Raw genomic sequence first — 16,201 nt, 5'->3', positions numbered from 1 at the left:
TTTTGCAAGTACGCTTGTGATCGCTGCTGTTAAAGTTGTTTTACCATGGTCAACGTGGCCGATTGTACCTACGTTAACGTGGGGTTTTTTTCGTTCAAATTTTTCTTTAGACATTTATAGTCCCTCTAAATGTAATACAAATCGGTGTAAAAACACCACATTAACCTAGCATTATATACTTTTTGAGATAATAAAAAACTCATATTAAAGCAAATAATACTGACATAAAAAATTAGCTCTGAATAATATCAGATAAACCTATCTTGTTACAAGTTTTATAGTCGGAAACTCAATAAATAATTTGTTAAAATAAAGGACCTAAACCCTAAACAACAATTATTTACCAAAAGATTGAAAGAATATGACATTAAGGAGTGAATATATGGTGCTGATAGGCAGATTCGAACTGCCGACCTCACCCTTACCAAGGGTGTGCTCTACCAACTGAGCTATATCAGCATTGGAGCGGGCAGCGGGAATCGAACCCGCATCATCAGCTTGGAAGGCTGAGGTAATAGCCATTATACGATGCCCGCATGTTCAAACTTTTGGCTATCTAAATGTTTTGTTAGTAATCTGATATACTTGATTCTTATTACAACAGACCATTTAGTGGTACAACTATAAAACGAAATCGACATTTAAATTTCACTTTACTTTAAATCAAACTTTCATTAAGAAAGGATTTAAATGGTGGTGGGGGAAGGATTCGAACCTTCGAAGTGTGACACGGCAGATTTACAGTCTGCTCCCTTTGGCCGCTCGGGAACCCCACCCGAAATTTAAACTTAATTTTGTACTTAGGAAAATGGTGCCGGCTGCCGGAATCGAACTGGCGACCTACTGATTACAAGTCAGTTGCTCTACCTACTGAGCTAAGCCGGCCTAAGTGCTGCGCATTGTAGACTAGATTAACTACCCTTTGCAAGCAAAAAAAAACATTTTTATTTAGTTTGCTTAAAAAAAAAACAAAAACCCTCATTTTGCTGATTTTTTGATACAATAATGCTCACTAAAAAGCCCCATAAATGGGGCTTTAACCGTAAAAATATATCAACAAAATATTTTATTTTGTCGATTTTGATGCTGCTTTTTTAACAGGTTTTACTTTAGCTGCGCCTTTTGCTGCAGTTTTAACCGCAACATCTTCACTAATATCGCCTTTATCTTGATATGCACGACCATAATAAGTATCAAGAAGAATTTGTTTTAATTCAGCAATCAATGGATAACGTGGGTTAGCGCCAGTACATTGGTCATCAAATGCATCAACAGCAAGTTGATCAACTTGAGCCAAGAACGCTTTTTCGCTCACACCAAATTCTTGAATAGATGACGGAATATCAAGATCTTTCTTAAGTTGTTCTAACCAACCTAATAATTTCTCAACTTTCTTCTCATCTTTATCTAATGCGGCAGTTAAGCCTAAATGATCGGCGACTTCAGCATAACGAGCAATCGCTTTTGGATAACCATATTGACTGAATGTGCCCTGTTTTGTTGGTTTATTTGTAGCATTAAAACGAACCACGTTAGATATCAACATCGCATTAGCAACACCATGTGGAATATGGAACGCAGCACCAATTTTATGAGCCATTGAGTGACAAACGCCTAAGAATGCTTGTGCAAACGCGACGCCCGCTAGTGTTGATGCACTATGCACTTTCTCACGAGCAAGCGGGTTTTTAGCCCCTTCTTTGTAACTTGCTGGTAAATACATTTTCAATAGACTTAATGCTTGTAGAGCCTGACCATCAGAGAATTCACTTGCCATAATCGAAACATACGCTTCTAAGGCATGAGTTACAGCATCATAACCACCTGCCGCACAAAGTGATTTTGGCATATTCATCACTAAATTAGCATCAACAATCGCCATATGTGGTGTAATTGAGTAATCCGCTAATGGGTATTTTTGACCCGTTGCATCATCAGTGACTACCGCAAAAGGTGTAACCTCAGATCCTGTACCTGATGTTGTTGTGACACAAATCAATTTTGCTTTTTCACCCATATGCGGGAAGTGACAAGTACGTTTACGAATATCCATAAAACGTAATGCTAATTCATCAAATTTTGTTTCAGGGTGTTCATAAAGAACCCACATGATTTTAGCCGCATCCATCGGTGAACCACCACCTAAAGCAATAATCGTATCCGGTTTGAATGCGACCATCGCTTCCGTGCCTTTACGAACAATGCTTAATGTTGGATCCGCTTCAACATCGAAGAATGTTTCACAAATGATGCCCTGTGCTTCTAATTGATCAGTGATTTGTTTTGAATAACCATTATTAAATAGGAATTTATCGGTCACAACAAAGACACGTTTTGCACCTTGCTCAATAACCTCATTTAATGCGATTGGTAATGAGCCACGTTTGAAATAGATTGAACTTGGTAGTTTATGCCATAACATATTTTCTGCTCTCTTCGCGATAACTTTTTTATTGATTAAGTGTTTTGGACCGACATTTTCAGACACTGAGTTGCCGCCCCAAGAACCACAGCCAAGTGTTAACGATGGCGCTAAATCAAAGTTATACAAATCACCAATACCACCATGTGCAGCTGGTTGGTTGATTAAGATACGACATGTTTTCATTTTACTACCAAAATAGGCAATACGATCACGATTTGCATCTTGATCTGTATAAAGGACAGAGGTATGCCCTAAACCACCCATTTCAACTAATTTTTCAGCTTTCTCAACAGCATCTGCAAAGTCTGTTGCTTTGAACATTGCAAGAGTTGGTGATAATTTTTCATGAGCAAATGGCTCAGAAAGATCAACCTTACTGACTTCACCAACCAAGACTTTGGCTGCTGATGGTACTTTAATACCTGCCATTTCAGCGATTTTAGCTGCTGGTTGACCAACGATATTGGCATTCAAAGCACCTTTATCATTTAAAATAATACCTTGTACCGCTTTTGTTTCTTTAGCATCAAGGACATAAGCGCCAAATTCAGCGAGTAAACGACGAACTTCATCATAGACTGAATCAACAACGACAATAGCTTGTTCTGATGCACAGATCATTCCGTTATCAAAGGTTTTAGACATTAAAACCGATGCGACAGCGCGTTTTAAATCAGCTGTTTCATCGATAACAACAGGCGTATTCCCTGCACCAACACCTAATGCAGGCTTACCTGAACTATAAGCTGCTTTCACCATACCAGGACCGCCTGTTGCAAGAATAGCGGCAACATCAGGATGGTGCATTAGACCATTTGATAATTCAATTGATGGTTCATCAATCCAGCCAATAATATCTTTTGGTGCACCCGCTTTAACAGCCGCATCAAGCACAATTCTGGCCGCTTCAATCGTTGATTTTTTTGCTCTTGGATGAGGTGAAAAAACAATTGCATTACGTGTTTTTAAGCTAATTAGAGATTTGAAAATGGCGGTTGAAGTTGGGTTAGTTGTTGGTACGATACCACAAATAATACCTAATGGTTCCGCCAAAGTGATAGTACCAAAAGGTTCATTTTCAGCGATAACACCACAGGTTTTTTCATGACGAAATTTATTAAGAATATACTCAGCTGCAAACAAATTTTTAATGACTTTATCTTCAACAATTCCCATCCCTGACTCAGCAACGGCTTGCTGCGCTAATGGAATACGAGCTGCTGCTGCGGCAGTTGCTGCGGCGACAAAGATTTTATCCACTTGTTCTTGAGTAAAAGTTGCATAGACTTCTTGTGCTTTTTTAACTCGCACAATCAATTTATCTAACTCAGTTAAGTTAGTTACTGCCATATGACTATCTCCTAATTTTAAAGTTTAAGTTTAAGTTTAAATCTTGCCGTCATTCTTAGGGCTTTGGTTTGCCACGCAGTTTCTATTTATTTTTTTATTACTTTTAGACGAATGACACTATCGTAAATCAGTTTATACTTTGATTCAATAAGCAAATCGTGATGTGCCGCACAATTTGTGTAACTAAGGTTTCGTAATTCTTCAAGTTAATAACAAAACCTTGATTTAGCAAGGTTAGAAAGGGAAAATGAGTAAGAGCTAAGGGTGACTAAAAAACAAGCGATCAACATCAATAAAAATACCGCTATCCACCCCGTCTACTCGCTAATTTATCGAGTATGTAACTCACCGCGACAAAACCAAATGTCGCCGTCACGGTGGTTATTGCTCCAAATCCAGACGCACAGTCCATTTTTTTGGGACCTTGAGCCTGACTCTTCGTTAGACAAACACCGCCATTTACTGCGGGATAAGTCAACTGTTCTATAGAGTAAACACAGGCAATACCATATTTTCCTTTACTATCTTTCGTTAATTTATATTCATTCTTTAGTCTTTCACGTAATTTAGCAACTAAAGGATCTTGTACAGTTTTTGCTAAATCAGTAATTGCTATTTTTGTCGGATCTTTTTGTCCGCCCGCACCACCAATAGTGATCACTTTGAGTTTGTTACGTCGACAATAAGCTAATACCGCAGCTTTATCCTTCACCGAGTCAATTGCATCAATAATATAATGATAGCGAGGGTTTGCTTGGGTGCCTAAGTACTCACTTACATTATTTTGATTAATAAAATCATCAATGCAATTAACGCTGCACTCAGGGTTTATCTGCAAAATACGCTCTGCCATCACCTCTGTTTTAGCTTGCCCAATATTTTGTTTTAATGCGTGCACTTGTCGATTAGTATTAGTGATACAAACATCATCCATATCAATTAGCGTAATTTGCCCGATACCACTACGCGCAAGTGATTCAGCAACCCAAGACCCAACGCCCCCAATACCAATAACGCAGACATGAGACTGAGAAAAAGCAGTAAGTGCTTGCTCACCATATAGCCGAGCAATACCACTAAAACGTTGATAATAAGATGGTAGTAATGACATAGTAATAATTATATTAATGAGTGTTTGTTTTTATATGGGATGATTTTACTCTTTTTCAATACCAAGAACTGGGATAAAGGCAGATCAGTGAGTAATATATTTAAGCGCAATTTGCTGTGTGTCATCACAAACTGCGCTCGATAAAGCGTAGACGAAATTAATTATCGCTTAATTCACCGTCTTTTTGGATAAGATAAAGTAAGACTAAAATGATGGTGATAAAGAATCTGAATGCATCAGGGACCCCGTTCCATTGACTTGACATCCACATACCAAACCATTCACCACCGACAGACATAAAACCGACTTGCCAAACTAAAAAGCCAAGTGTTAACCCAACGATAGCAATGCGTTTTTTCTTATTAAAGGCTTTAGCATCAAGCTTAATTGATTTTAATAAACTAAATGCACCAATCCAGCATAAAACGGCGGTTAATGTCTCAAGTGAAATAATAAAGATATAGCCAAGATTTTGAATGATCGGTGACTCGATACTTCGATATTTAATTGTTGCATCAGGAAAGATAGTATCCATGGCAAACACATGGTGGACAAAAGCAAAATTGGTTTGATAATCCGTTATGTTACCAAAAGCGACTAAACTGGCAAAAAACGCGATTGCCATAACCATAACTATCTTAGATAAACGTATAATCATATTTGTTCCCTCAATGTTAATAACACTGCCCCAATATTGATTATAAATAATTGCAAAGCAGGTGTTTACAACTCATTACAGCACTCTTTACATACACCTGCAATATGGTAAATCACGCTAACATCAATCGCTGAAAACGATATTAGTTATCAATCTAAATTTTCGTTAAAATATTACCACTTATCACTGCACTATAATGTTCTTGGGTTATAGCAGGCCGGTATTTAAAATAATGTGAAGCACGTTTTGCTAAATAAGATGATAAGTATAAAAAAACCGCTTAAAAGCGGTTTTCTCTTGGCATTATTGTTTACAATATTACTCACTCCAGCTATCACGTAATCCAACCGTACGGTTAAACACTAATTTATCAGCTGTTGCATATTTACTATCTAAACAGAAATAGCCTTCTCGTTCAAATTGGTAAGCAAACTCTGCCTTACTATCACGCAAGCTTGGTTCAACAAAGCCTTGTTTAATAATTAAAGAATCCGTATTAATGGTTGATAGAAAATCATCTGCTGAACCTGGATTTGGTGTATTAAACAAACGATCATAAAGACGGATTTCGGCAGGCAATGCAAACTTCGCTGACACCCAATGAATCACTCCTTTTATCTTACGTCCATCTTCAGGATTTTTATTTAATGTGGTTGGATCATAGGAACAATAAATCGTCGTAATATTTCCTTCACTATCTTTTTCAACACGATCTGCACGAATAACATACGCGTTGCGCAAACGCACTTCTTTACCTAATACTAGACGCTTGTAATTTTTGTTCGCTTCTTCACGAAAATCAGCACGATCTATGAAGATTTCCCGCGTAAATGCAACGTCACGATGACCAAGTTCTGGGCGATTAGGATGATTCGGCATGGTTAATACTTCATCCAATTTTTCAGAAAAGTTTTCAATGATCACTTTAACGGGATCAAGCACAGCCATTGCACGTGGTGCATTTTGATTCAGGTCTTCGCGTACACAAAATTCAAGTGTGCTCATCTCAACGGTATTTTCTTGTTTGGTAATACCAATTCGTTGGCAAAAATCACGGATTGACGCCGGCGTATAACCTCTGCGACGCATACCCGAGACGGTAGGCATACGAGGATCATTCCAACCATCAACGATTTTTTCACTCACTAATAAGTTCAATTTACGCTTTGAGGTAATCGCATATTCTAAATTTAAACGAGAAAACTCATATTGGTGTGGTCGTGAAGCGATGGTAATATTATCCAATACCCAATCGTATAAACGACGATTGTCTTGAAACTCTAATGTACAAAGTGAGTGTGTGATATTTTCAATTGCGTCCGAAATACAATGAGTAAAATCATACATAGGATAAATGCACCATGTATCACCAGTTTGGTGATGATTGGCAAATTTAATACGATATAAAACAGGATCTCGCATCACAATAAATGGAGATGCCATATCAATTTTTGCACGTAGACAGGCTTTACCCTCTTCAAAACCACCATTTTTCATTTTATTAAATAACGATAAGTTTTCATCAATGGTGCGGTCACGATATGGGCTATTTTTGCCTGGTTGAGTAAGTGTGCCTCGGTATTCACGAATTTCTTCAGCAGATAATTCGTCAACGTAAGCCAGCCCTTTTTGAATCAGCTCAATGGCATAGTGATAAAGTTGATCAAAATAGTCTGATGAATAACGTACCTCACCATCCCAATGGAAACCAAGCCACTGTACATCATGCTTGATCGATTCAACATACTCAACGTCTTCTTTGACCGGATTCGTGTCATCAAAACGCAGGTTACATTTACCCCGATAATCTTGAGCAATACCAAAATTTAAGCAAATGGCTTTAGCATGACCAATATGCAAATAGCCGTTTGGCTCTGGAGGAAAACGCGTCTGAATTGTTTGATACTTTCCATCGGCTAAATCAGCATCAATAATTTGACGAATAAAGTTTGTTGGACGAGCTTCAACTTCGCTCATAAAATTCCCCTAAATCTAAATTTGTGTTGCCTTAAGGCATTTTTGAAATCTTAACCTGTGAATATAACAAATTTTTTACTATTCGTGAATGTTATTAAATTAGAATTATTTGATTGAAAATCAAAGCAAATATTCAATCGTAATAGTGATACCCAATTTTGTCTCAAAAATAATACTATTTATATTTCAATCAATTAAATATTATCAACAAGTTAAGTGGTAGTTTAGCCTCGAAAAATCATTATAATGTGCGCCCATTAATGGATTAGACACATATTGGAATCGTTATGTCAAAAACAAAAGATCATAATTTTAGCCAAGAAGCCGTTCCACCATCGGCTAAAAAAGGCGCCATTTCACTCACATTTATAATGTTAAGTTTAACGTTTTTTTCTGCCAGTATGTGGGCAGGAGGTAAGCTTGGGACAGGGCTTACATTTAGTCATTTCTTTTTTGCATTGTTTATTGGTAACTTATTGCTGGGAATATATAGTGCAATCTTAGGCTATATTGGTGCTAAAACCGGTTTCTCCACCCATCTTCTAGCCCGTTTTTCATTTGGGCGTAAAGGTTCATGGTTACCGTCTTTGCTATTAGGTGGAACTCAAGTTGGTTGGTTTGGTGTTGGTCTGGCCATGTTTGCATTTCCAGTAAGTAAAGCAACAGGTATTAATGAATATATCTTGATTGGTGTTTTCGGTTTTTTGATGACGATCACCGTTGCTTTTGAAGGTATCAAAGCACTGCTTTATTTATCGATTATTGCAGTTCCTGCAATTGGTATTCTAGGCTGTTATTCGGTTTGGGTTGCGGTAAATGATGTTGGTGGACTACATGCTTTAATGGATATCACGCCATCAGAGCCACTTCCATTTGCGACAGCATTAACGATTGTTGTGGGTTCGTTTATTAGTGCAGGGACGTTGACCGCTGATTTTGTCCGTTTTGGTAAACGTGCACGCCATGTGTTTATTATTACCATTATTTCGTTCTTATTTGGTAATTCGTTAATGTTTATTTTTGGTGCTGCTGGTGCAGCATCAGTTGGACAAGCGGACATTTCAGATGTCATGATTGCACAGGGATTACTGATTCCTGCTATTATTGTTCTCGGACTAAATATCTGGACCACCAATGATAACGCGTTGTATGCGTCTGGACTGGGTATGGCAAATATTACAGGCTTATCGAGTAAAACCATGTCAATGGTAAATGGTATAATTGGGACTTTATGTGCAGTTTGGTTATATAATAATTTTGTAGGTTGGTTAACCTTTTTATCAACAGCAATCCCGCCTATTGGCGGTGTTATTATTGCTGACTATTTTATGCATAAAAAACGCTATCAATCATTGGCTAATGGTAGTAAGCGTAAAATTAACTGGATTTCTTTAGTGGCTGTTGCTGTTGGGATTATTTGCGCTAAATATCTACCTGGCGTGGTACCCATTAATTCCGTACTAGGCAGTGCAATGAGTTATATTATAATGACATTATTAGCAAGACAACTCCGATTATCTCGAGGGCGAAAATGAGTAATCAAACAACATATATTATTGGAAATGCCCATTTAGCAAACAAAAATGGCTTGTGGGAAATAGAGGTCATTAATGGCAAATTTGGGAAAATAACGCAACAAACGACCTCAATCACATGTGATATTGATGCCGAAAACGGTCTGGTCATTCCACCTTTTATTGAACCACATATTCATTTGGATACTACTCAAACAGCAGGGCAACCGGCGTGGAACCAATCTGGTACACTTTTTGAAGGCATTGAGCGCTGGTCTGAACGTAAATCAATGCTCACACATCATGATGTGAAAGAACGCGCATTAAAAACGTTAAAATGGCAAATTGCCAACGGTATCCAACATGTGCGAACCCATGTTGATGTATCCGACCCGTCATTAATCGCATTAAAAGCCATGCTTGAAGTGAAAGAAGAAATTGCGCCATGGATTGATTTGCAAATCGTTGCGTTTCCACAAGAAGGGATTTTATCCTATCCAAATGGTAAAGAATTGTTAGAACAAGCTGTCCAATTAGGTGCGGATGTGATAGGTGCTATTCCACACTTTGAATTCACTCGGGAATACGGGGTTGAGTCGTTACATTTTGTGTTTGAACTTGCTCAAAAATATGACCGCTTAATTGATGTGCATTGCGATGAAATTGATGATGAACAATCTCGTTTTATTGAAACCGTTGCCGCACTTGCCTATCAATATCAGATAGGACATAAAGTAACAGCGAGTCATACGACCGCAATGCATTCTTATAATGGTGCTTATACATCACGTTTGTTTCGTATTTTAAAACTGTCTGGAATCAATTTTGTCGCAAATCCGCTGGTTAATATTCATTTACAAGGACGCTTTGATAGCTACCCCAAACGACGTGGTATTACCCGAGTAAAAGAACTGCAAGAAGCGGGAATCAATGTTTGTTTTGGTCATGATGATGTTTTCGATCCATGGTATCCACTGGGTACCGCAAATATGTTACAAGTTCTTCACATGGGGTTACATGTTTGCCAATTAATGGGGTACGAACAAATCAATCAAGGAATTGAATTTATCACAAACAATAGTGCTAAAACATTAAATCTTGCCTCACATCAATACGGAATTGAAACAGGTCATCAAGCAAACTTATTAATTCTACCTGCTGAAAATGGTTTTGATGCAGTGCGCAGACAAACGCCCGTTCATTATTCAATTCGACAAGGAAAAGTCATCGCCAGAACCGAACTGGCTAAATCCTTTATTGTTAATGAACATGATGAACTTGTCACCTTCCGATAAATCACTTGCCATAGCATAAGTTATGGCACTTCTCGTTAAAGATTGATATGTAAAATCGATACAATGTGCAATAAAATTTTATAACGAAAACTTTAATCCCAAGGAATATTTGTGAATAAAAAAACATTCTCACTGATGACAATGCTTCTATCGTGGCCTTTTTCATTTTTAGCACATGCAGAAAATGCTCCATCAATTGGTCTGGGTATGGGCTGGAGCCATTCTCAATATAAAGGATATGGTAATGATTATTACCCATTACCGAATATTACATTTGATAATGATACTTTTTTTATTGATAATTTTACCGCAGGCGCCTATCTATATCATAATGATGTTCATGAATTATCTGTTGCATTGACCTATTTACCATTAGAGTTTAAACCCAAGCACAGTGATGATTTACAAATGAAACAGCTTAATAAACGTCACTCAACATTACTTGCACAAGTCGAATATACACGATCAACCAATATTGGTAATTTTACCGCTAGTATTGCGGCTGATGTGCTTGATGAAAGCAATAGTGTGATCATTAACGCAGATTACACAACATTATTGACATTTGGTCAGCTATTTATCGTGCCTGAAGTGGGTTTTAATTGGGCAAATAAAAAACATAATAATTATTATTATGGAATTTCAGAAAGTGAATCGCAACGTTCTGGTCTTGCTGCTTATTCTGCCAAAAGTACTTTTACACCGTACATCTCGGTAACCGGTTATTATACAATTAATCAACATTTCACCACTTATCTTGGTGCGCGCGTCGACAGATTAACGGGAGATGTAAAAAAGAGTCCAATGATTGCCCATAGCACTATACCAAGTGTGTTTGCTGGCATTAACTACACATTTTAAGTTTATTTGAGTCTACGCCTAATTCAATTTACAATAACTAGGCTGGCCCAATACGGGTTTATGCGTGACGCTAAATCGCTAAGGAAAAATCATCACTATGCTTTGGTTCAAAAATGCCATTATTTACCAGCTTAATAAAGATTACTTACTCGATAAACATATTGTTGAGCAAGCAATCAATGCCAATCCATTTATGCCATGTGGTAATACTGATAGCGCCAAGTCAGGTTGGGTATCTCCCTACGGTGAACATGGCGATAATCCACTATTAATTGATATTGATGGCCAGTTATTGCTTCGCTTAAAAAAAGAAATCAAAATTTTACCCTCATCCGTTGTTAAACAAGCTTTAGCAGACAAAATTAACAAACAAGAAGATGCCTTAGGTCGAAAACTCAAAAAAGCAGAAAAATTATCGTTAAAAGATGAAGTCTTTATTGATTTACTACCAAGAGCATTCAGCAAATATCAGCATATTTGGCTTTGGCTTGATACAAAACATAAACGCGTGATAGTTGATAGTGCAAGTTTTAAACAAGCGGAAGATTTACTTGCATTACTAAGAAAAGAGATGGGGAGCCTTGCATTAACGCCACTATCAACAGAAACGCCACTTGAAAAAACAATGACCGACTGGGTTAGAAATGCCGTTGTTTATCCCGATATTAAATTGGGTGATGAAGTTGAGCTCAAAGATGCCGTTGAAGATAAGCAAATTGTGCGTTGTAAGCATCAAGAAATTGATAGTCACGAAATTTTCGTGCATATTGATGCAGGTAAGCAAGTTAGTAAACTCAAGCTAGTTGATGAACGGGGCTTATCTTTCATTTTAAATCGTGATTACACATTAAAACGAATTAAATTTGAAGGTGATATTCTGGATAAAAATGAAGATTTTATGCCAGAAGAAAGAGATAGGAAACTTGAGGCTGATTTTGTCATCATGACAAATGCCTTAGCAGATACAATTAACTCTTTGATTAAAATCATTAATTAGACTAATTGTTATTATATATAGAAAACAGCTAGCAAAATGATTTTATTCAATAAAAGTTAAAATTATCTATACCAATGCAAATTTCACATGGTATACTACTAATAAGTATTTCTATATAATAATAAGAAGAGAAATCAAGCATTATTTCTGGTAGTTTAAAGTAACTATTGGAAATGATTATAAACACAACATTAAGTTGAGGGACAAAATGAAAAAAACAACTTTAGCTCTAGCAGTGGCAATTGCTAGCATTACATCTGTAGCTAACGCTGCATTACCAGAAAATACTTGGTATGTTGGTGGTAAACTTGGTTGGTCTAAGTATTATGATACTAATTCTCAAAAAGTACCAGGAACAGAAAAAGTAGACAACAACCGCGTAGGTGGTGGAGCATTTGTTGGTTATCAAGCAAATCCATACCTTGCAGCTGAATTAGGTTATGACTGGTTAGGTAAACTTTCATACAAAACTAATGGAAGCAATACTACTGGTGACTTAACCGTTCACGGTGCATCTTTCACTGGTAAAGTAAGCTACCCACTATCATTTATTTCTGATGATTTAGACATCTATGCACGTGCAGGTGCCTTCATTCATACTACTAAATGGAAATCAGGCGGTAACAGTAGCAGCAATACAAGCGTATCTCCTACTTATGCACTTGGTCTTGATTACCGTTTAAATGAAGATTTTTCTACTCGTTTAGAGTATCAATGGGTTAACAACATCAACAACGAAGGTCCAACTCGTCCAGATAACTCATTGTTAACGTTCGGTGTAACTTACCGTTTAGGTTCACCAGCTGTTGCACCAGCAACACAATTAGAAGTTCGTGAAAACCGTTATGTGTTAAGCGAAGATATTCTATTTAGTTATGCTAAATCAGATCTTAAAGCTGAAGGTCAAGCAGCGTTAGATGAGTTAATTAAAACATTAGTTAAACTTAACCCATCTGAAAGTGCGATCGTTGTAGTTGGTCACAGTGACCGTATCGGTTCTGCTGGTTACAACCAAAAATTATCTGAACAACGTGCTAAATCAGTTATGAACTACTTATTATCTAAAGGTGTTCCAGCTGACTTAATCTCTGCTCGTGGTGTTGGTAAATCACAACCAGTTACTGGCGACCAATGTAATGCACTTAAAGGTGCAGATCTTAAAACATGTTTAGCACCAGATCGTCGCGTAGAGATCGAAGTTAAAGCTAAAACTGTTGAAGAAGTTGAAGTAACTGATAAAAAAGATAATACAAAATAATTAATGTGTTAGCTTTTGTTTTCCAAAAGCCCGGTTATTTGACCGGGTTTTTTTATTGATTATTTATACACATCTATTACAATAGTAAAAATCAAATCTGTAGCTTATAGCGTTATTTTTGTTTATAAAACAATCAGAAATAAACCATATATTTTTTTATTCACAATAAAATAATTAAATTCACATTATTTTGTGGATAATTTATGTATATCACCAATATTTGGAGTTCTTGTGTCTACAATGGTCTGGCAAACATGTTTATCTCAATTGCAAGAAGAACTAACCCCAACAGAATTCAACTTATGGATTAGACCTCTACAAGCTGAAATAAACAACGATAAACTTTATCTTTATGCCCCTAATCGTTTCGTATTAGATTGGGTCAGAAATAAATACTTATCAAAAATTTCATTGCTGCTTGGCCAATTACAAAATACCCAGTCGCCAAAAGTCTATATGGAAGTTGGGTCACCAAAGCATAATGTCAATACTGTCAAACAAGATTCGACAGCAGCACAACACGATGAACAACCTGCCGCATCTCTGCCAAAATGGAAAATAAAAAAGGCAACGGAAAATATTGTTTATCAATCGGGTATTAATCCCAAATACACATTTGATAGTTTTGTTGAAGGTAAATCAAACCAACTTGCAAATGCAGCTGCAAAACAAGTTGCCGAGAATCCAGGTAAAGCATATAACCCCCTTTTTATTTACGGGTCAACTGGATTAGGGAAGACACACTTATTACACTCTGTGGGTAACCAAATCTTACAAAGTAAAAAAAATGCGAAAGTGATTTATATGCATTCTGAGCGGTTTGTACAAGATATGGTGAAAGCACTGCAAAATAATGCGATTGATGATTTCAAAAATTATTATCGCTCAGTTGATGCATTACTCATTGATGATATTCAATTTTTTGCCAATAAAGAGCGAACTCAAGAAGAGTTTTTCCATACATTTAATACCTTATTAGAAGGTAATCAACAAATCATTTTAACCTCTGATCGTTATCCAAAAGAGATTGATGGCGTTGAAGACCGTTTAAAATCACGTTTTGGTTGGGGCTTAACGATTGCAATAGAGCCACCAGAACTGGAAACACGCGTTGCGATTTTAATGAAAAAAGCAGAAGAAAATCGCATCAAATTACCAGAAGAAGTGGCCTTTTTTATCGCAAAACGATTGCGTTCGAATGTGAGAGAGCTCGAAGGTGCTTTAAATCGTGTTATTGCTAATGCCAACTTCACAGGTAAAGCAATTAATATCGATTTTGTTAAAGATGCTTTAAAAGACTTACTTGCTTTACAAGAAAAACTCATTACTATTGAAAATATTCAGAAAACCGTTGCAGAATATTATAAAATAAAGGTATCTGACTTATTATCAAAAAGGCGTTCTCGTTCCGTAGCAAGACCAAGACAAGTCGCAATGGCATTGGCAAAAGAACTCACCAATAAAAGCTTGCCTGAAATTGGTGATGGTTTTGGTGGACGAGATCACACAACGGTTTTACATGCTTGTCGTAAAATTGCGGAATTAAGGGAAGAAAGTAATGATATTAAAGAAGATTACTCCAATTTAATACGAACACTTTCAACATAATTATTTTTAAATAAAGAACAATACTATGAAATTTATTATTGATCGTGAAAAACTAATCAAACCATTACAGCTTGTTAGTGCGCCACTGAGCAGTCGCCCAACACTGCCTATTTTAGGTAATCTACTATTACAAGTCAGTGATAATGTTTTATCGATGACCGGTACCGATCTTGAAATCGAAATGATTGCCAGATTGCCTCTTATTGAATCAAATGAATCAGGTGCAACAACGGTACCTGCACGTAAATTTCTGGATATTTGCCGCAGTCTACCCAATGATGCTCAAATTTCGATATCATTAGATGATAATCGTTTAGCCATTCAATCAGGACGCAGCAAATTTTCCTTATCCACATTACCGGCCAGCGACTTCCCTAACTTGGAAAATTGGCAATGCGATGCGGATTTTTCTATTCCGCAAAAAACATTAAAACAACTCATTGATTCTGTTCAGTTTTCAATGGCAAACCAAGATGTACGATACTATTTAAATGGGATGTTATTTGAAACCGAGAATAACTTACTCAAAACGGTAGCTACGGATGGTCATCGCTTAGCCGTTTGTGCCCTACCCGTTGGTCAAAACATTCCAACAGCCTGTTCCGTAATTATGCCTCGTAAAGGTGTTCTTGAATTAGCCAAACTGGCCAGTGATAGTGATGAATTAATCAATATTCAAATTGGTAGTAATAATTTAAGGGTCAATTTAGCTGATCTTACATTTACATCAAAACTCATTGATGGACGATTTCCTGATTATCGAAAAGTTTTACCACGTAATCCCGATAAAACATTAGAAGCCTCATGTGAAAACTTAAGAAATGCGCTATCGCGTGCAGCCATTTTATCCAATGAAAAGTTTAAAGGCATTCGACTTTACGTACAGGATAATCAAGTTAAAATCACCGCAAATAATCCTGAGCAGGAAGAAGCAGAAGAAATCATTGATGTAAAATATAACGCCGAACCATTAGAGATTGGCTTTAACGTAACCTACTTACTTGATGTATTAAATACGCTAAAATGCGATACGGTACAGATGTTATTATCTGATTCAACATCCAGTATTCAAGTCGAAGATGTTAATGATCAGTCAGCAACCTATGTTGTTATGCCAATGCGTTTATAAATCATCCAATAATATATT

12 protein-coding genes and 4 tRNA genes are annotated in these 16,201 nt (G+C 36.8%); 7 read left to right on the top strand and 9 right to left on the bottom strand.

Translation table 11 applies throughout. The features are described from left to right. From ABEA36_RS09180 to glnS, 9 genes are all read right to left on the bottom strand, one after another. Window positions 1-114: GTP-binding protein (locus ABEA36_RS09180; protein ID WP_345491367.1), on the bottom strand; the 114-nt coding region annotated here is incomplete at its 3' end. 269 nt (window positions 115-383) lie between these two features. Continuing rightward, window positions 384-459: transfer RNA gene (locus ABEA36_RS09175), tRNA-Thr, on the bottom strand. 2 nt (window positions 460-461) lie between these two features. Beyond that, window positions 462-536, bottom strand: a tRNA-Gly gene (locus tag ABEA36_RS09170). A 155-nt stretch (window positions 537-691) separates the two neighbouring features. Next, a tRNA-Tyr gene (locus tag ABEA36_RS09165) sits at window positions 692-776 on the bottom strand. 33 nt (window positions 777-809) lie between these two features. Beyond that, window positions 810-885: transfer RNA gene (locus ABEA36_RS09160), tRNA-Thr, on the bottom strand. Between the two features lie 181 nt (window positions 886-1,066). Then, complete coding sequence (gene adhE / locus ABEA36_RS09155; protein WP_345491354.1) at window positions 1,067-3,775, bottom strand: bifunctional acetaldehyde-CoA/alcohol dehydrogenase; 2,709 nt, start codon at window positions 3,773-3,775, stop codon at window positions 1,067-1,069. 304 nt (window positions 3,776-4,079) lie between these two features. Continuing rightward, the gene (gene tcdA, locus ABEA36_RS09150) at window positions 4,080-4,886 is read right to left on the bottom strand and encodes a tRNA cyclic N6-threonylcarbamoyladenosine(37) synthase TcdA (protein ID WP_345491352.1); all 807 of its coding nucleotides are present in this window, start codon (window positions 4,884-4,886) and stop codon (window positions 4,080-4,082) included. A gap of 157 nt (window positions 4,887-5,043) precedes the next feature. Next, window positions 5,044-5,544: a DUF2165 family protein gene (locus tag ABEA36_RS09145; RefSeq protein ID WP_345491350.1), complete on the bottom strand. Its 501-nt coding sequence runs from the start codon at window positions 5,542-5,544 to the stop codon at window positions 5,044-5,046. Between the two features lie 318 nt (window positions 5,545-5,862). Beyond that, on the bottom strand, window positions 5,863-7,521 hold the full coding sequence (glnS, locus tag ABEA36_RS09140; RefSeq protein ID WP_345491348.1) for a glutamine--tRNA ligase: 1,659 nt from the start codon (window positions 7,519-7,521) through the stop codon (window positions 5,863-5,865). A gap of 287 nt (window positions 7,522-7,808) precedes the next feature. Here glnS and codB point away from each other — a divergent pair, with 287 nt between their 5' ends. The 7 genes from codB (at window position 7,809) to dnaN (ending at window position 16,183) form a co-directional block, all read left to right on the top strand. Continuing rightward, entirely contained in the window at window positions 7,809-9,056 is a 1,248-nt protein-coding gene (codB, locus tag ABEA36_RS09135) for a cytosine permease (protein WP_345491346.1), read from the top strand. Then, the gene (locus ABEA36_RS09130; protein ID WP_345491344.1) at window positions 9,053-10,330 is read left to right on the top strand and encodes a cytosine deaminase; all 1,278 of its coding nucleotides are present in this window, start codon (window positions 9,053-9,055) and stop codon (window positions 10,328-10,330) included. The genes codB and ABEA36_RS09130 overlap by 4 nt, the downstream gene beginning before the upstream one ends. 111 nt (window positions 10,331-10,441) lie before the next feature. After that, window positions 10,442-11,191 carry a MipA/OmpV family protein gene (locus ABEA36_RS09125; RefSeq protein ID WP_345491342.1) on the top strand — a complete coding sequence of 250 codons (750 nt, stop codon included), beginning with the start codon at window positions 10,442-10,444 and terminating at the stop codon, window positions 11,189-11,191. A 97-nt stretch (window positions 11,192-11,288) separates the two neighbouring features. Beyond that, on the top strand, window positions 11,289-12,188 hold the full coding sequence (locus ABEA36_RS09120; protein WP_345491340.1) for a recombination-associated protein RdgC: 900 nt from the start codon (window positions 11,289-11,291) through the stop codon (window positions 12,186-12,188). A 208-nt stretch (window positions 12,189-12,396) separates the two neighbouring features. Beyond that, window positions 12,397-13,446: a porin OmpA gene (gene ompA, locus ABEA36_RS09115; protein WP_345491338.1), complete on the top strand. Its 1,050-nt coding sequence runs from the start codon at window positions 12,397-12,399 to the stop codon at window positions 13,444-13,446. 231 nt (window positions 13,447-13,677) lie between these two features. Then, window positions 13,678-15,054 (top strand): chromosomal replication initiator protein DnaA, encoded by a 1,377-nt coding sequence (dnaA, locus tag ABEA36_RS09110; protein ID WP_345491336.1) that lies wholly within the window; start codon window positions 13,678-13,680, stop codon window positions 15,052-15,054. 25 nt (window positions 15,055-15,079) lie between these two features. Beyond that, window positions 15,080-16,183, top strand: coding sequence for a DNA polymerase III subunit beta (dnaN, locus tag ABEA36_RS09105; protein WP_345491334.1), 1,104 nt, complete (start codon window positions 15,080-15,082; stop codon window positions 16,181-16,183). Window positions 16,184-16,201 lie beyond the last annotated feature (18 nt).

It is taken from the genome of Orbus sasakiae (assembly GCF_039542345.1).
GTDB lineage: Bacteria > Pseudomonadota > Gammaproteobacteria > Enterobacterales > Orbaceae > Orbus > Orbus sasakiae.
Note: the sequence above shows the minus strand (reverse complement) of the source record. Positions and strands in the feature narration are given on the sequence as shown.